Source organism: Massiliimicrobium timonense, assembly GCF_042850985.1.
Taxonomy (GTDB): domain Bacteria; phylum Bacillota_I; class Bacilli_A; order Erysipelotrichales; family Coprobacillaceae; genus Allocoprobacillus.
This window is the reverse complement of the sequence record NZ_AP031415.1, coordinates 2,573,447-2,596,169: the sequence shown is the minus strand read 5'-3', so window position 1 is coordinate 2,596,169 and position 22,723 is coordinate 2,573,447. Positions and strand designations below refer to the sequence as shown.

The window sequence follows — 22,723 nt, the reverse complement described above, 5'->3', positions numbered from 1 at the left end:
TAAGAGTCACATCTAAGATATAAAATGTATTTAAGTGAGGTGTTTTGCTTATGATAGAATTTCAAAATGTTTACAAGTCATTTAAAGATAAACATGTATTGGAAGATATCAATTTTACAGTGAATGATGGTGAATTTGTTTGTTTGATTGGACCCAGTGGGTGTGGAAAAACGACTGCTTTAAAGATGATTAATCGGTTGATTAAACCAAGCCAGGGGACAATTTATGTAAATGGAAAGGATATTAGTGAGGAAAATGAAATTGAATTAAGACGTAATATTGGTTATGTTATTCAACAAACAGGATTATTTCCTCATATGACAGTGAAAGAAAATATTGAACTGATTCCAAAGTTAAAAAATAAAAATGATAAACATCTTTTGGAAAAAGTGAAAGATGTTTTAAATATGGTTGGTTTAGATCCAGATGAATATTTAGATAAGTATCCTGTTCAGATGAGTGGTGGTCAACAACAACGTGTAGGTGTTGCAAGAGCTTTTGCAAGTGAACCAGATATTATTTTAATGGATGAACCTTTTAGTGCGTTAGATCCTATTACGAGAAATCAATTACAGGATGAACTGTTGACATTACAAAATAGTGTTCAAAAGACGATTGTGTTTGTGACACATGATATGGCAGAAGCTATCAAATTGGCAGATCGTATATGTATTATGAGTGGTGGAAAGATTCAACAGTACGATACACCAGAACAAATCTTAAAACATCCTGCCAATGACTTTGTTTTAAACTTTGTTGGGAAAAAGCGTATCTGGGATTCACCAGAATTAATCAAAGCAGCAGACATTATGATAGATCGACCAATTACCTGTTATGATCGTTTAAAATGTGTAAAAGCTTTAAATATGATGTTTAATTCAAGAGTTGATAGTTTGATGGTAATAGATCGTCAGGGACATTTTAAAGGTGTTATTCATGCGGCTGATGCAGCTGATGAAAAAAATAAAGATGAAATTGTGGGTCATGTTATGCAAAAGGAATGTATCACAGTTTCTTCACAGGAATCAATCGTTGATGTTTTAAATATCACCAAAGAGAAGAATATGTATACAATTCCTGTTGTAGATGATGGGATCTTAAAAGGTTTAATTACCAAGAGTACTCTGGTTACAACTCTTTCTAAAAAATATGATGAAAGTGAGGGAGAATAATGCAGGCATTTATAGATTATTGTTCCCAAAACTATATGCAGATTTTTGATTTATTAATAGGTCATGTTCAATTGACTGTTATGGCTATTTTGATTGCGATTATTATAGGTGTCCCTTTAGGTATTTTTATTACTTATTTTAAGCCATCTAAAAAACCAATTATGGCATTAGCAAATATTATTCAGGCGATTCCATCAATGGCCTTATTAGGTTTTATGATTCCTCTTTTAGGAATTGGAACAAAACCAGCCATTGTCATGGTGATACTTTATTCTTTATTACCTATTATTAAAAATACAGTCACAGGACTGGACAATATTAACGGAGAAACTTTAGAAGCAGCTAAAGGTATTGGTTTAAATAGATTTCAAATTTTATATAAAGTTCAGATTCCTCTGGCAGCACCAGTTATTATGGCAGGAGTCAGAGTTAGTGCAGTTAGTTCGGTTGGTTTGATGACTTTGGCAGCTTTTATTGGCGCTGATGGTTTAGGATATCTGGTTTATGCGGGTATTCGAACGGTCAATAATGCTCAAATCTTAGCTGGAGCTATACCTGCCTGCTTACTGGCATTACTTATAGATTATATATTTTCTATTTTAGAGAGATTAGTCACACCAAAGAGTTTCCAATTATCAAAACCAAGATCCAAAATGAAAGGTATATTGGATAAAGTTGTCATTGTTATTTCATGTCTTGCTTTAGCAGCCAGCTTTGTTTATACAGGCTTAGCAAAGACAAATGGCAGTCAAGTCATTAGAATTGGAAGCATGGATTTTACTGAACAAGAGATTTTAAATTATATGTTGAAGTATTATATTGAAGAGAATACAGACATAGATGTGGAACAGTCATTATCTCTAGGTTCAAGTTCTATTGTCTTAGATGCTGTGCGTACGGGATCCATTGATATGTATGTAGAATATACAGGAACAATTTATGGTAATGTCTTAGGAAATGAACCTAATGGAAATGTTGATGAAGTCTATAACACTGTCAAAGAACAGATGAAAGAACAATATGATTTAAATGTTTTAGATTCTCTAGGCTTCAACAATACTTATACACTTGCGATTAGAAAAGATACAGCTGAGCAGTATCATATCAAAACAATAAGCGATTTATGTAAAGTTTCTCAACAACTTACATTTTCACCAACATTAATGTTTATGGAAAGAGAAGATTGCTGGGTAGGATTACAAAAAGCATATCCTATTCATTTCAAACAGACTGTTCCTATTGATGGAGCACCACGTTATACAGCATTAATGAACAATGAATGTGATGTCATTGATGCTTATTCAACTGATGGACTATTAAAGAAGTTTGATTTACAGGTTTTAGAAGATGATAAAAATTTCTTTTTACCATATCATGCGATACCGATTGTCAATAATACTATTGTTGATGAATATCCTGAAGTTGCTGATTTGATTAATCAGTTACAGAATTATTTAAATGATGATGTTATGGTAGAATTGAATTATCAAGTTGATGAATTAAATAAGAAAACAAGTGATGTCGCAAAACAGTTTTTAATTGAAAATAAATTAATTAATGAGTAGGAATTCCTACTCATTTTCTTGAAGAATTCATATTTTTTCAGTACAATAAGCCAGTATGGAAGGATGATGGTTTTGAAAAAAAGATGGTTTATTATCACTTTTATTGTTGTTTCTATTCTTTTAAGTGCTGGATATGGAGTAGGGAGTTATTTTGTAAATTATGCATTATCGCCAAGTAGTTCTTCTGATCAAAGAGAAATAGATGAAAGTGATGAAGTTCAACTCAGTGATTCTGTTCAAAAACAGATTGATCAAAATCAAGAAAAAGAAATGGTGAAAGGGATTGATTTTGAAAGTCAAACGAAACCTATGATTGTGAGTAGTGATGATTCACTAAACTTAAAAGGTAAATATTTAGATCATGAAAATACACACCAATGGGTCATTTTGATTCATGGTTATAAATCAAGTAATGAAAATATGATGTCTTATGGGGCAACTTATTATGAACATGGATATAATGTTGTCTTACCAGATAATCGTGCTCATGGGAAAAGTGATGGAGAATATATTGGTATGGGTTGGCTAGATAAAGATGATATCGCCTGTTGGGTTAACTGGATTATTGAAAAAGATAATCAAGCTCAAATTATTTTACATGGTGTTTCAATGGGTGGAGCAACAGTGATGATGGCTTCAGGAGATCATTTACCACATGTGGTTGGATATATTGAAGATTGTGGTTATACAAGTGTGTGGGATATTTTTGCTAGTGAACTGGATAAGCGTTTTTCTTTACCAACATTTCCAGTATTAGATATTTCCAATTTTATGGCACAAATAAGAGCAGGATATGATTTTAAAGAGGCTTCGAGTTTAGAACAGGTTAAAAAAGCGAATGCACCAATGTTATTTATTCATGGGGGTAAAGATGATTTTGTGCCTGTAGATATGGTTTATGAAGTCTATGATGCTTGTCCTACGACGAAAGAGCTTTATATTGTAAAAGAAGCTGGTCATGCTCAAGCAAAAGACTATGATGTTGAAGACTATTGGAATAAAGTGTTTGATTTTATTGATCAAAACATTTGGAAAGATGGAACATTATGAGTGAAGCAAGTGTTATTCAAAAGAGTATAAGACCACAAACTAAAGATACTTTGAAAGAAGATTTTCAAAAGATAGGAATACAAAAAGGAGATATTGTTTTAGTGCATTCGTCCATGTCACAAATAGGATGGATTGCTGGACGAGAAATAGCTGTGATTGAAGCATTAATTGAAACAGTGGGAGAAGAAGGAACAATTGTTATGCCAAGCTTTAGTGGAGAAAACAGTCAGCCAGAATTGTGGCAAAATCCTCCTGTTCCAGCCGATTGGATATCTGTGATTAAAGATTATATGCCTCCTTTTGAATGTGATAAAACACCAACAAGAGAAATGGGAAAGATTGCGGAAGCCTTTTGGCATTATCCTCAAGTTTTGCGTTCCTATCATCCAGAAGTATCATTTAGTGCTAGAGGAAAAATGGCAAACATGATTGTTGAAAAACATCCATTATCACCAGGATTTGGCAAAGATTCACCTCTACAAAGATTATATGACTTGAATGCACATGTTTTACTATTAGGAGTCAGCTATGATCATTGTACTTGTATGCATTTAGCTGAAGTTTGGCAAGAGTGTCCTCAATGGTATACCAATGGGGCAGCCATCATTGAAAACGGCAAACGTGTGTGGAAAGAGTTTTTAGAGATTGCTTATGATGATAGTGATTTTTTGGATATAGGTCAGGCTTATGAAAGCCAATATCATATCGAAGCTGGAACTGTGGGTCTAGCAAAAACGAGGTATTTAGAAATGAAATCTCTTTGTGATTTTGCATATGAATGGATCAAAGTGAATAGACAATAAAAAGGACAAAATTTTTGTCCTTTTTAAATAATCTGAAAGTGTTTTAAAGCTTTAAAGATGCCATCATTTTTAACAACATCAGTGACATAAGTGGCTGCTTTTTTGGCTGCCTCTCTACCACTGCCTACACAGATACTTGTACCAGCACATTCAAACATAGGAATATCCACTTCAGCATCACCAAAAGCATAAATATCAACTTGATCTATTTGTAGATAATCTATTAATTGTTCAATGGCTTTCTTCTTATCAATATGAGGTAAAGCACAGTCACCAAATAAAGCTTCTTCTCCTTGACCACCCCAAGTTAAACATTGAAATTGTGGAAAATGCTCTTTGAAATCAAGATAATCTTGATAACTATTTAAAATATAATTGATTTTTGTAATATTTTCTTGATACGTGCTTTCAGGAAATGTCATCATTGGATAAATATCACGAATTTTAATATCACCTTGATGACCATATTTTTGATAAGTAGGAACCGCTCTTGTTTCAAAATCATGGGAACCATATAAACCATCATTCCCTTCCATGAAATAACATAAATCATGACAATCTAAATAATCAGTAATTTCTTTCACTTGTGCTAATGAAAGTTTTTGATCTTTTAGCACCTTTCCTTCACATTCAATATAAGCACCATTTCCACAAATCATCCCACTGACTTCAATATCTCCTACAGTTGCACGATTACGTGTTCTTCCTGTCACAACAAATACATAATGTCCTAAATCTTTCGCTTGTTTTAATGCATCTTTGCAACTTTGAGGAACGGTCCCATCATAGCTGATTAGCGTACCATCAACATCAAATAATAGTAATTTTTTATTCATGATTTTCACCTTGATGAATATAGGCAAGAACTAAGCGATACGTATTTTCTACAGCTTGGATATGTGTTCTTTCCATACCATGTGAAGCATGAACGCCCGGTCCTATTAAAGCACCTTTGATGTTTTGCCCACCTCTTAAAGCAGCAGAAACATCACTACTATAGAATGGATAAATATCAACTGCATATTGTAAATTCTCTCTTTTTGCAAGTTCTATAAATGTAGATGTGATTTCATAGTCATAAGGACCACTGGAATCTTTCGCACAAATACTGACATCATATTCACTACAAGCTAAATCTTCTCCAATACATCCCATATCTACCGCAATCAATTCATCAACATTTGAATCAACATAGCTACTACCATGCCCCACTTCTTCAAATGTAGAAATCATAAAGTAAAGATTATGTTGAGGTCGAATATGATTTTGTGATAAATATTTCAAAACACCAAAAAGTATCGCAACACTCATTTTATCATCTAAAAATCTTGACTTAATAAATCCTGAATCAGTGAATGTTGTTTTAGGTTCAATCGCAATATAATCACCATTATCAATACCAAGCTTTTTTACATCTTCTTTTGTTTTAACGATTTCATCAAGACGAATATGCATTGTATCACATGATCTTTCTTTGTCTTTAGAATCTTTATAAACATGAGCAGCAGGTGAATTAGAAAGAATTGTTCCTGTATAAACATCATGATTTCTTGTGATAATACGACAATATTCACCATCTAATGTTGGAATAATAGGACCACCAACATTCGTAAAAGCCAATGTACCATCATCTTTAATACTTCTCACCATTAATCCTAGTGTATCAACATGAGCACAGAATCCAATCGTATAATCATCCTGACCTTCTACGAATATTTGTAGATTACCTTTTTTAGTCAGTTTTGTTTCAAATCCTAAATTTTGTGCTTCTTTTTGACAATATTCAATGACTTCTTTAGTATAACCAGAAGGACTGTCAATCGCCATAATATCTTTTAAAATAGAAAGTATGTATTCATTCATAAATTTTCTCCTCCTTGATGGGCTGCATTTATAATTTGTGATAAAGTGATTTCATTTAATTTTTGTTTATATTGATATTCAGCAGCATTTAAATAATCAACAATAAAATCTTCTGTTTCCTTAACCTTTAAATGAGAATCAAAAACCTTATCAACCAAATGTGTTGTTTTCACAAAAGGTTCTTTTCCTTCCATAGCTTCAAAAATATCCAATAAAGAAATATTTTCAAGCGATTTTGTTAAAACAAAACCACCACGCTTATTAGCCATAGATTGAATCAAACCAGAAACAACAAGTTGTCTGGTGATTTTTTTAAGATAAGAATCTGATACCGATAGTTTTTCACTCAGTTCATGACTTTTAATGGGTTTATCATTGGCACCTATTAAAAGTAATATACAAATAGCTTGTTCGAAACTCTTTCTAATCTTCATTTTCATCACCTTCTTTTCTATTTTAACAGAAAAAGAACTCTTTGTATCTAAAAGAGTTGACAATTATTTGTAAATTTATATAATATTCTTTAGATATTTAATATCTATGGATATTAAATATCTAAAGATAATAAAGAAAGAAGGAGTTTTATGATTAAACAGGAGTGGAAGAATATTTTTCGCCATACTTGGATGAAGATTGTTCTTGTAGCGATTATCTTGATACCAAGTTTATATGCTTGTATTTTTTTAGGTTCTATGTGGGACCCATATGGAAATACAGGAAAGATTCCCGTAGCTGTGGTGAATCTTGATTTGCCAGTCAAGTATGGGAATCGTACTTTGGATGTAGGGAGAGAATTAACAGAGCGTCTTAAGGATAATACAACTATGGATTTTCAATGTGTGGATAAAAGCAAAGCACAGAAGGGATTAGAAGATGGTCAATATTATATGATCATTACTATTCCTGAAGATTTTTCAAAAAATGCAACAACACTTTTAGATGAACAACCACAAAAAATGAAACTTCATTATACAACGAATCCGGGAAGTAACTACATTGCTTCTAAAATGGATGATTCAGCAATCGAAAAAATCAAATCAGAAGTTTCACAAACTGTGACAAAAACATATGCTCAAACAATTTTTGAACAAATTACAACGTTAACAGATGGTTTAAAACAAGCCAATAATGGGGCACATCAATTATCTGATGGAAGTCAAGCATTGGTAGATGGAAACCAACTGATTTCAGATAATCTTCAAGTTTTAGCAGACAGTACACTTTCATTTGAAAACGGAGCACAAACACTGACAAAAGGATTAAAAGATTATACGGAAGGTGTTTTAACAGTGCATAATGGTGTCTATACTTTAAAAGATGGATTGGACACATTGTATCAATCAACACAACCACTTCATGATGGAGTGGAGGCATTATCTCAGGGGTCTTCAGTATTAAACACAGGACTACAACAATATACAAAAGGTGTTTCAAGTGTTTATCAAGGAACACAACAACTTATGAAAAATCAAGAACCAATAACTCAAGGAATGCAAAGTTTGGATCAAGGAACTGATAAACTTATAGAAGGCAATCAACAGGTTTATCAAGGATTGAATCAACTCAATCAACAGTTATCTTCAATCAATATGGAACAAATACAAACAATCACACAGGCTAATGATTCTTTAAATCAAGCAACAATATTGTTGAATCAATTGATGTCTTCCAATCCATCAATGGCTCAAAAATGGATGAACCAAAAGTTAAGTGATGCAGAAGCCAAGAATATCGCTTTGAATCAACAAGATGTACAGTATCTTTTAACACATTATTCGTATATAGAATTAGAAAAAAGTGTAATCACAGGGAATCAAGAAGCTATCCGTCAATTCAGTACAAGTTTAACACAAGTGTATAAAAATACACAAAAACTAGAAAAAGGAAGCCAACAACTCCAAAGTGGTTTAGAAGACTTGAATACATCAGTGAGAACATCATTAATACCGGGTATTGAAGCTTATATGAAAGGTGTTAGTCAGATTCATGATGGCTTAGGAAAATTAGAACATCAAAATCAAACATTATTGCAGGGAAGTCAACAATTAACAGATGGATTATTATCGTTTAAACAACAGACACCAGCTCTTTTCGGTGGAATAGAACAATTAAATCAAGGAGTAAAAGCATTATATGATGGTACAACCACATTAATATCTCAAAATGAAACAATCATGCAAGGATCAACACAATTAACTCAAGGTTCAACACAGATTAAAGCAGGTGCAAAACAACTGAGTGATGGTTCATTAACATTAAGTGATGGTTTACAGACACTTCAAAATGGGACTCGAAAATTAGATGAAAGTTTGAAGGAAGGAGTAGAAAAGGCTAATTTTCATATTCAAGATTCAACGTTGGATATGATGTCCGCACCAGTAGAAACAAGTCATGAAGCGATTTCCACAGTCACAAACAATGGTCATGCGATGGCACCTTATATGATGAGCGTGGCTTTATATGTTGCTGCTTTAGCTTTTACACTTATGTATCCAATAAGAAAAGGTATAAAAAAAGCTTCATCACCATTCAAGTATTGGCTATCAAAAGCCTCTGTGATGTATAGTGTATCAACATTATCAGCTATCATTTTAATCACAAGTTTAAGATGGATATGTGGCTTTGAACCTCAACAATTATTGATGACTTATCTCTTTGCGATTATTGTTTCAGCTGCTTTTATGTCACTTGTGATGTTGTTGTCACTGACAACAGGTTATATAGGAGAATTTTTATTGTTAGTCTTTATGATTTTAAATTTAGGTGGATCAGCAGGAACTTATCCATTAGAAACATCAAGTCTATTTTATCAATGGCTACATCCATTTGTCCCTTATACCTATAGTGTCAATGGATTTAGAAAAGTCATTAGTATGACAGAAATGCCCATTACAAATGAAATCATCATCTTTTTAGGAATTCTTATGATTTGTTCACTTCTTACAATTCTTTATTATCGTTTTAAAAATAAAGAAGATAAACATCTTATTCCACAGGCATTTGAAAAAGTTAATGAATAAATATGTATATTTCTTCATTCTTTGACCATGATATGAATATGGAGGTTAAGATGATGAAAAAAATATTAGCATTACTTTTATGTATGACTGTATTTACTGGTTGTAGTAGTCAGACAGATACATCGGATGATACAGCCAATAACAATCGTTCAACAGATAATGTGACAGAAAATGAAAATAACAATAACACACCAACTAACAAAACAGATGATTGGTATGCTCAATTTGAAAATGGCTTGAAAGAAGGAAACATTGATTATTCTTCTAAAAATGTCTTAGATGCAACAAATGTTGGTGGTGTAGAAGGTTATCGTTATGTAACGGATAATGGAAATATTGATGTTTATCGTTATGAAGATGGTGATGAGTTTGAACGTATCATGGATGAAAAAACAATTGGTGATGATAAAAAGAAAGTAGAAGTCAATGACCATATGGTGATTGTATCTGATGGGTTATCAGAAGATGTATTGGATATATTTAGAAATTTAAAATAAATAGGAAAGGTCTTGTAGAAATACAGGACTTTTTTTGTACTGTTTGACTATAATATAATCAAAAAGAAAGGAAAAATCATAATGAAGCGTATCACAACAGGAACAGAAAATTTTAAAGAATTCATTGATAAGATTTATTATTATGTTGATAAGACAATGCTTATAGATGATGTCTTAAGCGATAAGGTCATGTTGTATACAAGCCCTAGACATTTTGGAAAGACATTAAACATGAGTATGCTTTATTATTTCTTTTCTAACAAGGAAAAAGAAAATGCTTATCTTTTTGAGGGTTTGAATGTATCAAAACATCAATATCTCATGCTTCATCAAAATTAATATCCTGTCATTTTTCTATCTTTGAAAGATATGAATGCAATACTTTTCAATCTCAGATTTATATTTTTGCCAATATCATTGCAAATATTGTTGATAAATATAGTGATATACAAAATAGTGATATAAACATCAATATTAATGAATTACATATGTCTTTAAAAGATATTTCATCTATTCTATTTAACTATTATCATCAAAAAGTCATCATTCTCATAGACGAATATGATGTGCCTTTACAGAGTGCCTGTCAACATGGTTACTATGATGAAATGGTTGATTTTATTAGAAGCGTCTTTTCATCTGCATTAAAAACTAACGATGCACTGGAAAGAGGAGTATTAACAGGGTGTCTAAGAATATCCAAAGAAAGCATCTTTACAGGTCTTAATAACTTTACAGTGAGAACCATTATGGATGTAGAGGCATCTGATTGTTTTGAATTTACCCAAGAAGAAATTGATGAACTTTTGAAATACTACAATCTAATGGATAAGCATCAGGAGATGAAGGAATGGTATGATGGTTATCTGAAAATCAAGAGTAAGGTTGATAATGATCATCCTTATACCTATGAACTTGTGATTCCTAATAAAGAAGTTAAATATATCTATGAAGATATCTTCATGAAATGGTTTGAAAGCTATCAAAGAAAAAGAGATTCATCATTCATAGAATCTTTGATACAGGAAGATGTCATGAAAGCCAATAGACTATTGCAAGATGTTCTCCAACAGAGCATCAGCTATTATGATAACTATGAAAACTTATATCATGGCTTTATGGTGGGCTTTTTAAAGGCTAATGGCTATACAGTTCAATCCAATAAGAAAAGTGGATATGGACGATTTGATATAGCACTGATTATAGAATATAAACATTCATCTAGCATCAAGGAACTAAGAAAGGACAGTGCAAAGGCAAGTGAACAGATTATCAGACAGAAATATATTGAAGGACTGATAGAAGAAGGGTATGAACATATCATAGGATATGGTATATCTTTCTATAAAAACAATGCATTATAACAAAAGCAGGATGATCCCTGCTTTTTATATTTGTTATATTTTTTAATTACATATTTGAAATAACTCTCTTAAATCATGAATTTCATAAGTGATATTCATATCTTGAGGTTTTTTAAGATGTTGAGGATTATACCAGCAAGTATCAATACCTGCATTAATACCACCTTGTATATCACTAGATAAAGAATCGCCAATGATTAATGTTTGATCTAATTTTATATCCTCTATTTTATGAAAACAGCAATCAAAATATTCTTTAGCTGGTTTTTGATAACCAATATCTTCTGATACAAAGATATCTTGAAAATACTGATCAATATGTGTTCCTCTTAAACGACTATATTGTGTTTTAGAAACGCCATTAGTCACAACATATAATGGATATTTTTGATAAAGTGTTTCTAATATTTCTTTTGCATGAGGTAAAAGAAAATAACCTTCACCTAATGCTTTTTGATAATCATCTTCAAAAGCAATACCATCTTGATGTATATGAAACTCTTGAAATAATTGAACAAAACGTGTGTAAACAACAGTTTTTTTATCAATTAATCCTTTTTCAAAATCTTTCCATAATTGTTTATTAATGGTTTCATATCTTTGAAGAAGCTCATCAGTTAATAATATATGATGATTTTGAAAAGTGTTTTTTAATGCTTGTTGTTCAGCTTTATCAAAATCTAATAAAGTTCCATCAACATCAAATAATAAATATTTATACTTATTCATATAATTCACTCCTGTCAACATATTATACTGAATAAAACATAAAAATGACAGTAAAAATTATTATTTATTTGGTCATGATTACCATTAAAATTCTTGATTTTTATAGAATATTATGCTTACAATAGTGACGACTTATAATTATTGAATGAAAGGCTAATATGATATTAAGGAGTAGAAATCATAATGGAAAAGGTCTTAAAAAATCAAGAAATCATCAAGTTTTTAACAATGGAACAGCTGAAAACATTTATTGAACAACAGGAAATGATATTTGATGAAGTGAGATTAGTGGATATTGCGACGACAAAAACTTATTATTTAGATGATCAGCAACAAATATGTGTAGAACCACATGCTTGTTACGAGTTTTGGAATAGAGCAGGAAAATGCCAAAATTGTAGTAGTGCAAAAGCTTTTACAACAAAAGGGCAAGTCACAAAGTATGAATTTATTGATAGCCGTATATTTTTTGTTATTTCAAAATATATAGAGATAGAAGACAGAGCTTTTGTTTTGGAAATGATTTCTAAGTCTGATAACCATACACTTTATGGAGCACAGGGACAAAGTCAACTAGCAAAAATATTAACGAAATTGAATGCACGTGTATATACTGATTCATTAACAAAAGTTTTTAATCGTGCTTATTATGATGAGCAAGTGAAAGGGATTATTAGTCAAAATGATGGCATTATGATGCTTGATGTTAATAAATTTAAACTTATTAATGATACATCTGGACATTTGGTTGGAGATACTGTTTTAAAAGAATTAGCAAAGGTTATGCTTTCTATGACAAGAAGCTGTGATTCAGTGATTCGTTATGGTGGCGATGAATTTTTAATTGTCTTTAGAGATATAAGTGAAATAGCTTTTCAAAAGCGTTTATATCAAATGCGAGATGCAATTAGAGATATTCAGCTCGTTCATTATCCTGATGTTCATATATCAGCAAGTATTGGTGGTATATATTGTCAAGAACAACCACAAGGTAGTCTTATTGAGGATATCGATAAGCTTTTGTATAAGGCAAAACAAGAAAAAGAAGAAGTATGTTATGAAGTGATGAATACTGGAGAAAAAGATGAAAAAGAAGATTAAGGAAGTGATTGTTGTTGAAGGAAAAACAGATACAGCAATTATTCAAAAGTTATTTGATGCAGATACGATAGAAACACATGGTTTAGCGTTGACAGAAGAAACTTTAGATTTTATAGAAGAAATGAATAAAACAAAAGGAGTTATTTTATTAACAGATCCTGACTATCCGGGTATGAAGATTAGAAATATGATTATGAAACGTATCCCACATGTCAAACAGGCATTTGTAGATAAAAAAGATGCTATTGGAAAAAGAAAATTAGGAATTGCTGAAGCAAGAGAAGAAGCCATCATTCAAGCTTTAGAAAATGTTGTGAGTTTTTCTCAAAATACTCAATCTATAAGTTGGGAAGAATTTGTTTCATTAGATATTATTGGTAATAAGCAAAAAAGATTGATGATTTATGATTTGTTTCATTTAGGTTATGGGAATGCTAAAACATTATTTAAAAGATTAAATATGGCTGGTATTACAAAAGAAGATATTTTAGAGCAATTAAAAAACATATAATCAAAAACGATTATATGTTTTTTATGCATTTTTCATTAAATTGATTTTCTTCACTTGAGAAATACCTTGAATACGATGGCTTTGAGTTAATGCTTTCCATACAGGAAGTGTTAAACAAAAATCAATAGAGCTATGTATCACAGTACCAAGTCCTACTAAACCAAAAATCATGTACATAAATGTTTGCATATCCATACCATTTCCATAATAGAAAGGAATGACAATAATCATTTCACCAAGAGCATGAATAAGTGCAATCACAATATTAAATTGTAAAGTTTTTAATGGTTTTTCAAAGATTTGTGGATTCATTTTGGCATATTGAGCACCTAAATAAGCCCATATCACATGCGTTAAGGCACGTAAAACAACAACGAATGGAAAACCTGCCATGAAAAAACCAAGCGTTGTTCCTAAAGATACTGCTATCGCAACAGCTGGACTGATGAATATTGCAATCATCACTGCCACATGGGAAGCTAAAGTAAAAGACATAGGACCTATAATAATCTTAGGCATCAACATAGGGATGATTGTTCCTACTGCAATTAATAGAGATGCTAAAACAAAAACTTGCATATGTTTATGTGATTTCATTGTTTTCCTCCTTATCAATATATGTGTCAAGACACATGTTATGACTAATTATATCCAAAAATGAGAATGTGTCAATAAAAAATGAATCCTTTCAACATGAAGAAAGTTAATTGAGTTTTAACTCTACAACATGATAGAAATGTTCTTGCTTTTTTATAAGATATACAAATTGTAGATATTTGTATACTTTTTTTATGAGTGTGGAGTTGTCATATTGATATGGGAGGATTTATAAAATGAAAATAAGTTTCTTATGATAAAAATTGCAAAGTTAATGTGATTTGATAGAGGATGTTGAAATAGTACATATGATATACTACAATGAATATGTCAATAGGAGATATAGTAATATATCAAAAAGTGGTGATTCCTGCCATAAAAAGGAAATGAAAAAGTAAGTCTAGAGATTGAACTCTAGTCCTATAAGTTTATGTTTTTGAAAATCATATTTTATTGTGAATCTATAATAAAAAGCACGAACTTAAGAATAATTATATTCCTTAAGTTCATGTTGTTAGAAATGATTAACTTTTCTTAAATAAATATCCTTTTTCATCTAAAGCATCAACAATACGTTGATATGTTTCTTGATTTAAGCATTGAATTGTATGTAAGTGAAGACCATTTGTTAACTGACTTAAAGGTTTTGCATTATCATGAGTAATCTTTTTCAAGAATTGATTAACATCATAACGTGATGATAAATGTAATTTTCCTGTTAATTGTCCATAGATGGGATGCTCCACAATAACATCGATGATAGAACCACCTAAATCAACAATCGTATACAATTCATCAGCAAGTTGTTCTTGGGTATGTTTAACAGCAAGAGTATAGGTATGTTGTAATTGATGATTATCTAAAATATAACCTCTAGGAGTAGCAATAATATTGGTTCCACTGGCACGAATTAAAGCAACATCACCAACAATGATTTGTCTGGATACACCTAATTTTTTCGCCAGAGCAGATGCAGAAACAGGTTTTTCACTTTTTTTTATTTCTTCGATAATTTTCTCTTTTCTATCCATAATGTTTTACCTCACAACAAATTATAAATGATTTCAACTCTAAAATAAAGTAGAATAAGTCTATAAGATGTTGTTGATGTCGCTTATATTTACAATGTTATAAAAAGGCATAAAATAAAAAGTGAAAGGAGGAAGGAATCATGTTAAAGGCGATATTATCAAAGTTAAAACCATTTCTTGGAACATTTCAATTACATTTGGATAAAAATATTGAATTTGATTATTTTATCATATTTAAGGATGAGAAAAATATTTCTTGGGAAATACTTAATCAAATTGGGAAATGGAATTATTATGGGAAAAAAGCAGTAAGAGGGTGGTCATCTTTATCTAAGAAAGATATTAAACAATTTTTAATGAAGCACTTAAAGTGTAATGAAGATACAATTGATGTTATAAATGCTAATAATGAATTATTTAGAATGAGATTTTAAAGAGGTGATGACTTATGAAGTATGTTGTTGGTAAACCGTCAATATTAACGGCAATTTTATTATCAACTTTTTACTCACTCTTAGGAGTTGCAATTTATATTTTTACACCTTGGGAAGGAATGAATTATGCTGGTATTGTAATCATTTTTTTAAGTATTTTTGTTATCTTTCCAGAGGCAGCATGTAGTGAACTGATGTGGGAAATAGATACTCAGACTTTAAAATTTACTAATTATTCAAAAGGTATTGATAAAATTTTAACATATTATCAACAACTTTTTGTAGCAAAACGTTTTCCATATCAAGTTGTCATCAATTTGGATCAGATAGATTATATTGCTGTCACATATGCGAAAGTGCCTAGAGCACCTTTTGGTGCTATTGGTTATGATGTTTGGTTTAACATTCATACTTATGATGGTTCAGTTTATAGTTTTATTGCTTTGACATTATCTGGTAAAAAGGATTTTAATCAAGCTGTAGATTTTATGAAGGAACAAGGTATTCATTTTAAAGATGGTTATCATATCTTGGATGCGTTACATTCTCATGAACATCTTTCTTATTACTTAGAAAGAATAGATAAGGAGCAATCAAAATGATTAGAGTTAGCATATCTTCAAAAAATAATCAAATGATTCAACAATCATTTGAACAGTTCTTTCAAAAAGAGCATTTAGAATATTGCATCGTTCCTTATCAAAAACAAAGCTATCAAGATATTTATATTTTTGAAATTCAAAATAAAGAAGACTTACAACTTATTGCTAATCATCCTTATTCTCCCTATTCTTTATATTATGTTATTGGACCAGAGGATTATGCAATTACAAGTGAATGTATTCGTCTAAAGGTTGATCTTTATTTTTCAAAGCAGGCATTTATAAAAGAACTTGAAAAATATAAGGATTATATCCTAAAGGATATACAAGATAAATTCCAATATTATCAATACCAAAGAAATGGAATTATATCTCAAATTCGTTTATCACATATTTATTATGTAGAATCATTAAGACATTCTATTATTATTCATTCTATTAATGGCACAATGGTAGAAAGAAAAAACTTAAAAGATTTTCTAAACACAATTCAATCATCACAATTTATCCAGATTCATAAATCATTTATTGTCAATAAACAGTGGATTAAAAATATTTTTTCTGATCATGTTTTATTAAAAAATGATGAAACATTACAAATTGGTAGAGCTTATAAAAATCATATTCAATTATTATAAATTATAAAGGTGAGGAGGTATTGATATGCTACGAATAAAAAGTGATATGGGAATGGTCGCTATGCAAAGATATATTAATAAGAAAGCTGTAAAGGGTTATCGTTTAAAATCAATTGTTCCATTTATATTATTTCCACCATTGCATTTTATAGCTTTTACCTTCAAAAAATCAGCTACAAATAAGATTAGGTATCTTGTTGAATATCAAAGATTCGAAGATGATGATTTAAAGAAAAAGTATATTCAACATATGAAAGATCAAGGATGGACATTATTTACAAATGTTTCTATTAATAATGATGCACTTGTTTTTTATACAGATCAAGACGCATTAATTTCACAAATCAAAGTCACAAGAGAAGATTTGATGAGAGATGCTCAATTACAATTTCAACATGGTTGTATTTTAACATGTCTATTTATCATCTTTTACTCTGTTATTCCTCTTACAAATCATATAGATACATTTATTGGATTTATATCTCATTATTTCTTTTTGATTGTAGCATTAGCTACGATTATATATGCATCTATTAAATATATTCTTATAAAAAAATCAGTTATTAAATAGTGAATCATCTAAGTTAATTACAAAAAGTATCATTCAAAATGAAGTTAAGATTGATACTTTTTTGATTGCTTGAAATAGGTTGCTTTTCTTTTGTATGAAATTGGATTATAATAGGTTTTAGGTGAGAGAATGAAAGATATAGCAAAAAAGGCAAATACAATGTATCTACTAGAAAAATACAATATGAAAGCAACAAAGAAATTTGGGCAAAATTTTCTAATAGATTTAAATGTTGTACAAAAGATTGTAGATTGTACATCTATTGATCAACAAACCTGTGTGATTGAAATTGGACCGGGTATTGGGGCATTAACAGAACAGTTATCTTATCGAGCAGGACATGTTGTGAGCTATGAAATTGATATAAGATTAAAAGATGTCTTAAATGAATCACTGCAAGAATGTACTAATGTAGAAGTCATATTTCAAGATTTTTTAACAGTTGATTTAAAACAGGTTGTTCATCATTATAAACAACATTATTCAAAGGTTTGTATTGTAGCAAATCTACCATACTATATTACATCAGATATTTTAGAACATATTATTACATCACAGGCAGATATTGATAGTATACATGTTATGGTTCAAAAAGAAGTGGCACTGAAATTAACAGATGCATCTTATCATAGTCCATTGACTTTTATGATAGAAAGTATAGGTCAAGCTTCTTTAGATATGACAGTTTCTAAAAATGTATTTTCACCTGCTCCAAGAGTAGATAGTGCGATTTTATCTATTATGATGGAAAAGACATACAACCCACTTTTAACAAAGATTTTAAAACAGGCATTTACACAAAAAAGAAAAACAATCTATAATAATTTAAAAGGATTGTTTTTAGAAAATACAGAAAACATATTAAATGAATGTGATATTGATTTAAAAACAAGACCAGAACAATTAACGATTGAAGATTATCAAAAACTCACACATTATTTATAAATTCATATGATATATGGGTGATGTTTATGAAGATTGGCGATTATGTTGTGAGAAAAAAATATAATCGAGATATATTGTTTGAAATATTTGATATTAAAGATGATGTTTATTATTTAAGAGGTGTAGAATTAAGATTGATTGCTGATAGTGAGGAAGAAGACTTGGAGTTAAGTGAAGTTCAACCTCATGATGATGATCATTTTGTGATGGAAAGACATCCTGTGATTAGAGGTAAAGTTTTACATCTGGATGGTGATGAAAAGTATTTAAAGATGTGTCAGAAAAAATATGAAGAATTAAAGATTAGGGCTGATTGTTATTATATGAAAGAAAGTGAAATGGCTGATCGTGTTGTTGAATTATTAGAAAAACACAAGCCTCAGATTTTAGTCATTACTGGACATGATGCGTTAAGAAAAAATGCTGATAAAAGTATTGGACAGAATTATCAACATTCATTAGATTATATGGCAGCAGTGAAAAAAGCACGACAGTATCAGGGAGATAAGGATGCTTTGATTATTATTGCTGGAGCGTGTCAATCGTACTATGAAATGTTATTAGCGAGTGGTGCTAATTTTGCTTCCAGTCCTAAACGTATTAATATTCATGCATTAGACCCTGTTTATATTGCAAGTCTAGTAGCTAATGAGAGTGTGAGGAATTATTGTGATGTGGAAGATATTATCAATCATACATCACACAAACAAAGTGGAATAGGGGGCATTGATACAAGAGGTGTCGCCAGAAAAATATATCCAACGAGAGGATGAAAAGTATGAAAATAAGAGCTTATGCAAAGGTCAATTTAGCATTGGATGTTGTCAGAAAAAGAGAAGATGGTTATCATGATTTAGAGATGATCATGGCACCTATAACTTTACATGACTTGATTTATATTGAAAAGATTGATCATGGTATTCAAATCACTGCAAATACCAATCGTATGCCAACAGATCAAAGAAATATCATGTATAAAGTTGCACAGTTACTCATAGAACGTTATCAAATTCCTTATGGAGTCAAGATTCATATTTATAAACATATTCCTACACAAGCAGGACTCGCTGGAGGAAGTGCGGATGGTGCAGCTGTTTTAAAAGCAATGAATCGTATGTTTAGATTGAATTTGTCTTTAGACACATTAGCCAAAATAGGGAAAGAAGTTGGGGCTGATATTCCTTTTTGTATTTATGAAAAAATGGCTTTAGTGAAAGGAATTGGAGAACAGTTAGAATTTATTAATCAAGATTTTCATTGTTATTTATTGTTGGTTAAACCAAAAAAAGGTGTATCTACAAAGAAATCATTTGGAATGCTTGATTTAACAAATGCAGAGCATCCTCTAATCATGGATATGAAAGAAGCTATTGAAAATAATGACTATCAGGGGGTTGTCAATTGTTTAGGGAACACTCTAGAAGAAGCATCTTTAAAGATAGTCCCTGATATATTAAAAATTAAAGAAGAAATGAAAGAATTAGGGTTTGATGGCGCTTTAATGTCTGGAAGTGGTTCTTGTGTATTTGGTTTAACTCAAGATCAGGAGTTGTTAGAAAAAGGCTATCAGTTCTTTTTGAATAGATATGCTTTTGTCAGAAAAACAGAGATTTTAAATAAGGATTCACTGAAGTTATAAATAACTAACTTTTGATTTTATAAAAAAGAATGGAAAAATATGGGTATGAACATAAGTATTTCCCTGTTTCCTCTTTTTTTTTATATATTTTTTTGTTAGAATAGTGGCGATAAGGAGAGAAAAAAATGAAAGTATATGCTATTGTATTGGCTGCTGGTAAAGGCACAAGAATGAAGTCTGATAAACCAAAAGTAGTACATGAAGTATTATATAAGCCAATGATTAATCATGTTGTAGATGAATTAAAGGCTTTAGGTGTAGATGAAACAATTGTGATTGTTGGTCACGAAGCTGATCAAGTGAAAGCAATTGTGGATGATGTCACTTTTGTTGATCAAACAGAACAACTTGGTACAGGTCATGCTGTATTGCAGGCTAAAGATATTTTAGCTAATCGAGATGGAATGACTCTTGTTTTATGTGGTGATGCACCATTGATTCGTAAAGAAACATTAAAAGAATTTATTGCGTATCATCAAGAACATCATAATCAGGCAACAATCATGAGTGCTGATTGTGATCCAAGTACACATTATGGAAGAATTATTAAAGAAAATGGTCAAGTCACAGGAATTGTGGAATTTAAAGATTTATTAGAAAGTCAAAAAGATATTACTGAAATGAATACTGGAGAATATTGTTTTGACAATAAAGCTTTATTTGAAGCATTAAGTCAAGTGACAAATGATAATGCGCAAAATGAGTATTATTTGACTGATGTTATTGGAATCATGAATCATCAAGGTTTAAAAGTAGATGCTTATAAGATTGATGATTTTGATGAAGTTGGTGGTATTAATGATCGTGTAGCATTAGCTCAGTCAACACAATTTTTAAGAGATCGTATTAATCGTGAACATCTTTTAAATGGAGTGACTATTGTCGATCCATCTAATACGTATATTGGTAGAGACGTTGTGATTGGACACGATACAATTATTGAACCAGGATGTATTATAAAAGGGAAAACAGTGATTGGAAGTCATTGTCATATTGGACCATATTGTGAATTTACAAATATGGAAATTAAAGATAATGTTGAAATTAAATTCTCTGTTTTAAGTGATTCAATTATTGAAAGTGGTGTAGATATTGGACCATATGCAAGATTGAGAACAAATTGCCATATTCATGAGAATGCACATTTAGGTAACTTTGTAGAAATGAAAAAAGCTGACTTTGGTGCAGGAAGCAAGGCTTCACATTTAACTTATGTAGGAGATGCTCAGGTTGGTCAAGATGTTAACTTTGGTTGTGGAACAATTACATCTAACTATGATGGTAAAAATAAATCACTCACAAAGATTGAAGATAATGTCTTTATTGGATGTAATACCAATTTAGTGGCTCCAGTGACAGTGAGAAAGAATGCTTATATTGCAGCAGGATCAACAATTACAAAAGAAGTTGATGAAGATGCGATGGCAATTGCGAGAGCTAGACAAGAAAATAAACAAGGTTATAGTAAGATATTAAAAGAAATACGTGAAAAAGAATACGAAAGACGAAATAAAAATAAAAAATAAGGAGAATATGGGGTAAAAATGAAAAATAACATAACAATATTTGCTTTATCATCTAATCAGGAATTAGCTCATTCAATGGCTGATATTTTAGGGACAGAAGTTGGGAAAAGTAAAGTTCATCATTTTGCAGATGGTGAAATCTTAGTTGAAATTGAAGAATCAGTACGTGGAAAAGATGTCTTTATTGTACAATCAACATCAAATCCAGTGACTGAAAACTTAATGGAAATTTTAGTTTTAACTGATGCTTTAAAACGTGCATCAGCAAAAGAAATTACAGCAGTTATACCATATTTTGGTTATGCTAGACAAGATCGTAAGGCAAAACCAAGACAACCAATTACATCACGTTTAGTTGCTGACTTATTAACAGTAGCTGGGGTTGATAGAGTTGTGACAGTAGACTTACATGCACGTCAAATTCAGGGATTCTTTGATATTCCAGTTGATGAAATGGAAGCTTTACCTCTTATTTGTAGATATATTAAAAATAAAAATATTGAAGATTTATGTGTTGTATCACCAGATCATGGAGGAGCAACGCGTGCTAGAAAAATGTCAGAAGCATTGGATTGTCCAATTGCTATTATTGACAAAAGACGTCCTAAACCAAACGTTGCTGAAGTTATGGGTATTATTGGGGATGTTGCAGGTAAAAACTGTGTCTTAATTGATGATATGATTGACACAGCTGGTACAATTGTAGCTGGAGCACAAGTCTTAAAAGAAAAAGGTGCTAAAGATGTTTATATTGCTTGTACTCATGGTGTATTATCAGGACCAGCAGTAGATAGATTAAAAGATTGTGTCGCAAAAGAAGTGATTATTACAGATGCAATTGCTATTCCAGAAGAAAAACGTTTTGATAAATTAGTACAAATTAGTGTAGCTGAATTATTGGCTTATACTATTGAAAGTATTGAAAATGATTTACCTGTAAGTGATGTTTTCAAACATTTTGATTTTAAGGGTGAATAGTGATTGATGGGAGATTGAAGAATCTCCTTTTTATTTTGTTATGAGAATTTGATTAAATAATTGTGAAATAGACATACTATAAATATG

General features: G+C 30.8%; 25 protein-coding genes. 19 read left to right on the top strand and 6 right to left on the bottom strand.

Annotated features, from left to right (window positions below):
* Positions 1-50: 50 nt before the first annotated feature.
* The 4 genes from ACGHJ8_RS13585 (at position 51) to ACGHJ8_RS13570 (ending at position 4,590) form a co-directional block, all read left to right on the top strand.
* Positions 51-1,172 carry an ABC transporter ATP-binding protein gene (locus tag ACGHJ8_RS13585; RefSeq protein ID WP_211962356.1) on the top strand — a complete coding sequence of 374 codons (1,122 nt, stop codon included), beginning with the start codon at positions 51-53 and terminating at the stop codon, positions 1,170-1,172.
* Positions 1,172-2,737, top strand: a complete 1,566-nt coding sequence (locus ACGHJ8_RS13580; protein ID WP_211962354.1) for a glycine betaine ABC transporter substrate-binding protein — start codon at positions 1,172-1,174, stop codon at positions 2,735-2,737. Before ACGHJ8_RS13585 ends, ACGHJ8_RS13580 begins: the two co-directional genes overlap by 1 nt.
* Positions 2,738-2,803: 66 nt before the next feature.
* A complete protein-coding gene (locus tag ACGHJ8_RS13575; RefSeq protein ID WP_211962352.1) occupies positions 2,804-3,787 on the top strand; it encodes an alpha/beta hydrolase in 984 nt (327 codons plus the stop codon).
* Positions 3,784-4,590 (top strand): aminoglycoside N(3)-acetyltransferase, encoded by an 807-nt coding sequence (locus ACGHJ8_RS13570; RefSeq protein WP_205089162.1) that lies wholly within the window; start codon positions 3,784-3,786, stop codon positions 4,588-4,590. Before ACGHJ8_RS13575 ends, ACGHJ8_RS13570 begins: the two co-directional genes overlap by 4 nt.
* Before the next feature lie 23 nt (positions 4,591-4,613).
* Here the strand turns inward: ACGHJ8_RS13570 and ACGHJ8_RS13565 are convergent, their stop codons facing one another.
* From ACGHJ8_RS13565 to ACGHJ8_RS13555, 3 genes are read right to left on the bottom strand one after another with little or no spacing between them, the layout of a single operon-like run.
* The gene (locus ACGHJ8_RS13565) at positions 4,614-5,426 is read right to left on the bottom strand and encodes an HAD family hydrolase (protein ID WP_211962350.1); all 813 of its coding nucleotides are present in this window, start codon (positions 5,424-5,426) and stop codon (positions 4,614-4,616) included.
* Positions 5,419-6,453: a M42 family metallopeptidase gene (locus ACGHJ8_RS13560; protein WP_390540913.1), complete on the bottom strand. Its 1,035-nt coding sequence runs from the start codon at positions 6,451-6,453 to the stop codon at positions 5,419-5,421. The genes ACGHJ8_RS13565 and ACGHJ8_RS13560 overlap by 8 nt, the downstream gene beginning before the upstream one ends.
* Positions 6,450-6,887 carry an Rrf2 family transcriptional regulator gene (locus ACGHJ8_RS13555; RefSeq protein WP_087303442.1) on the bottom strand — a complete coding sequence of 146 codons (438 nt, stop codon included), beginning with the start codon at positions 6,885-6,887 and terminating at the stop codon, positions 6,450-6,452. Before ACGHJ8_RS13555 ends, ACGHJ8_RS13560 begins: the two co-directional genes overlap by 4 nt.
* A gap of 150 nt (positions 6,888-7,037) precedes the next feature.
* Here ACGHJ8_RS13555 and ACGHJ8_RS13550 point away from each other — a divergent pair, with 150 nt between their 5' ends.
* The 4 genes from ACGHJ8_RS13550 to ACGHJ8_RS13535 all read left to right on the top strand — a co-directional run bounded on the left by ACGHJ8_RS13550 (position 7,038) and on the right by ACGHJ8_RS13535 (position 11,334).
* The gene (locus ACGHJ8_RS13550) at positions 7,038-9,473 is read left to right on the top strand and encodes a YhgE/Pip domain-containing protein (RefSeq protein WP_211962346.1); all 2,436 of its coding nucleotides are present in this window, start codon (positions 7,038-7,040) and stop codon (positions 9,471-9,473) included.
* Between the two features lie 53 nt (positions 9,474-9,526).
* Entirely contained in the window at positions 9,527-9,970 is a 444-nt protein-coding gene (locus ACGHJ8_RS13545) for a hypothetical protein (protein ID WP_087357834.1), read from the top strand.
* Between the two features lie 81 nt (positions 9,971-10,051).
* Positions 10,052-10,309: an AAA family ATPase gene (locus tag ACGHJ8_RS13540; protein ID WP_087357831.1), complete on the top strand. Its 258-nt coding sequence runs from the start codon at positions 10,052-10,054 to the stop codon at positions 10,307-10,309.
* Complete coding sequence (locus ACGHJ8_RS13535) at positions 10,273-11,334, top strand: AAA family ATPase (protein ID WP_349291062.1); 1,062 nt, start codon at positions 10,273-10,275, stop codon at positions 11,332-11,334. Before ACGHJ8_RS13540 ends, ACGHJ8_RS13535 begins: the two co-directional genes overlap by 37 nt.
* Before the next feature lie 42 nt (positions 11,335-11,376).
* Here ACGHJ8_RS13535 and ACGHJ8_RS13530 read toward each other — a convergent pair whose 3' ends face one another.
* Complete coding sequence (locus tag ACGHJ8_RS13530) at positions 11,377-12,063, bottom strand: YjjG family noncanonical pyrimidine nucleotidase (protein ID WP_087359078.1); 687 nt, start codon at positions 12,061-12,063, stop codon at positions 11,377-11,379.
* Positions 12,064-12,246: 183 nt separating this feature from the next.
* On the opposite strand from ACGHJ8_RS13530, the gene ACGHJ8_RS13525 reads away from it, so the two are divergent.
* Positions 12,247-13,164, top strand: a complete 918-nt coding sequence (locus ACGHJ8_RS13525) for a GGDEF domain-containing protein (protein ID WP_211962342.1) — start codon at positions 12,247-12,249, stop codon at positions 13,162-13,164.
* Positions 13,148-13,675 carry a ribonuclease M5 gene (gene rnmV, locus ACGHJ8_RS13520; protein WP_211962340.1) on the top strand — a complete coding sequence of 176 codons (528 nt, stop codon included), beginning with the start codon at positions 13,148-13,150 and terminating at the stop codon, positions 13,673-13,675. Before ACGHJ8_RS13525 ends, rnmV begins: the two co-directional genes overlap by 17 nt.
* Positions 13,676-13,696: 21 nt before the next feature.
* Here the strand turns inward: rnmV and ACGHJ8_RS13515 are convergent, their stop codons facing one another.
* Positions 13,697-14,272, bottom strand: coding sequence for a hypothetical protein (locus ACGHJ8_RS13515; RefSeq protein ID WP_390540909.1), 576 nt, complete (start codon positions 14,270-14,272; stop codon positions 13,697-13,699).
* A 524-nt stretch (positions 14,273-14,796) separates the two neighbouring features.
* On the bottom strand, positions 14,797-15,303 hold the full coding sequence (locus ACGHJ8_RS13510; protein WP_211962338.1) for a transcription repressor NadR: 507 nt from the start codon (positions 15,301-15,303) through the stop codon (positions 14,797-14,799).
* Positions 15,304-15,443: 140 nt separating this feature from the next.
* Between ACGHJ8_RS13510 and ACGHJ8_RS13505 the strand changes: the two genes are divergently transcribed.
* The 9 genes from ACGHJ8_RS13505 (at position 15,444) to ACGHJ8_RS13465 (ending at position 22,636) form a co-directional block, all read left to right on the top strand.
* A complete protein-coding gene (locus ACGHJ8_RS13505) occupies positions 15,444-15,737 on the top strand; it encodes a hypothetical protein (RefSeq protein ID WP_211962336.1) in 294 nt (97 codons plus the stop codon).
* Positions 15,738-15,751: 14 nt separating this feature from the next.
* Positions 15,752-16,339, top strand: a complete 588-nt coding sequence (locus ACGHJ8_RS13500) for a hypothetical protein (RefSeq protein ID WP_390540906.1) — start codon at positions 15,752-15,754, stop codon at positions 16,337-16,339.
* The gene (locus ACGHJ8_RS13495) at positions 16,336-16,977 is read left to right on the top strand and encodes a LytR/AlgR family response regulator transcription factor (RefSeq protein WP_390540904.1); all 642 of its coding nucleotides are present in this window, start codon (positions 16,336-16,338) and stop codon (positions 16,975-16,977) included. The genes ACGHJ8_RS13500 and ACGHJ8_RS13495 overlap by 4 nt, the downstream gene beginning before the upstream one ends.
* A gap of 25 nt (positions 16,978-17,002) precedes the next feature.
* Entirely contained in the window at positions 17,003-17,548 is a 546-nt protein-coding gene (locus tag ACGHJ8_RS13490) for a DUF2812 domain-containing protein (RefSeq protein WP_211962325.1), read from the top strand.
* 129 nt (positions 17,549-17,677) lie between these two features.
* On the top strand, positions 17,678-18,493 hold the full coding sequence (gene rsmA / locus ACGHJ8_RS13485) for a 16S rRNA (adenine(1518)-N(6)/adenine(1519)-N(6))-dimethyltransferase RsmA (protein WP_211962323.1): 816 nt from the start codon (positions 17,678-17,680) through the stop codon (positions 18,491-18,493).
* Between the two features lie 26 nt (positions 18,494-18,519).
* Entirely contained in the window at positions 18,520-19,266 is a 747-nt protein-coding gene (locus tag ACGHJ8_RS13480; RefSeq protein ID WP_087359094.1) for a sporulation peptidase YabG, read from the top strand.
* A 5-nt stretch (positions 19,267-19,271) separates the two neighbouring features.
* The gene (ispE, locus tag ACGHJ8_RS13475) at positions 19,272-20,132 is read left to right on the top strand and encodes a 4-(cytidine 5'-diphospho)-2-C-methyl-D-erythritol kinase (RefSeq protein WP_211962321.1); all 861 of its coding nucleotides are present in this window, start codon (positions 19,272-19,274) and stop codon (positions 20,130-20,132) included.
* Between the two features lie 125 nt (positions 20,133-20,257).
* A complete protein-coding gene (gene glmU, locus ACGHJ8_RS13470; protein ID WP_087304467.1) occupies positions 20,258-21,658 on the top strand; it encodes a bifunctional UDP-N-acetylglucosamine diphosphorylase/glucosamine-1-phosphate N-acetyltransferase GlmU in 1,401 nt (466 codons plus the stop codon).
* 18 nt (positions 21,659-21,676) lie between these two features.
* The gene (locus tag ACGHJ8_RS13465; protein ID WP_390540900.1) at positions 21,677-22,636 is read left to right on the top strand and encodes a ribose-phosphate diphosphokinase; all 960 of its coding nucleotides are present in this window, start codon (positions 21,677-21,679) and stop codon (positions 22,634-22,636) included.
* Positions 22,637-22,723 lie beyond the last annotated feature (87 nt).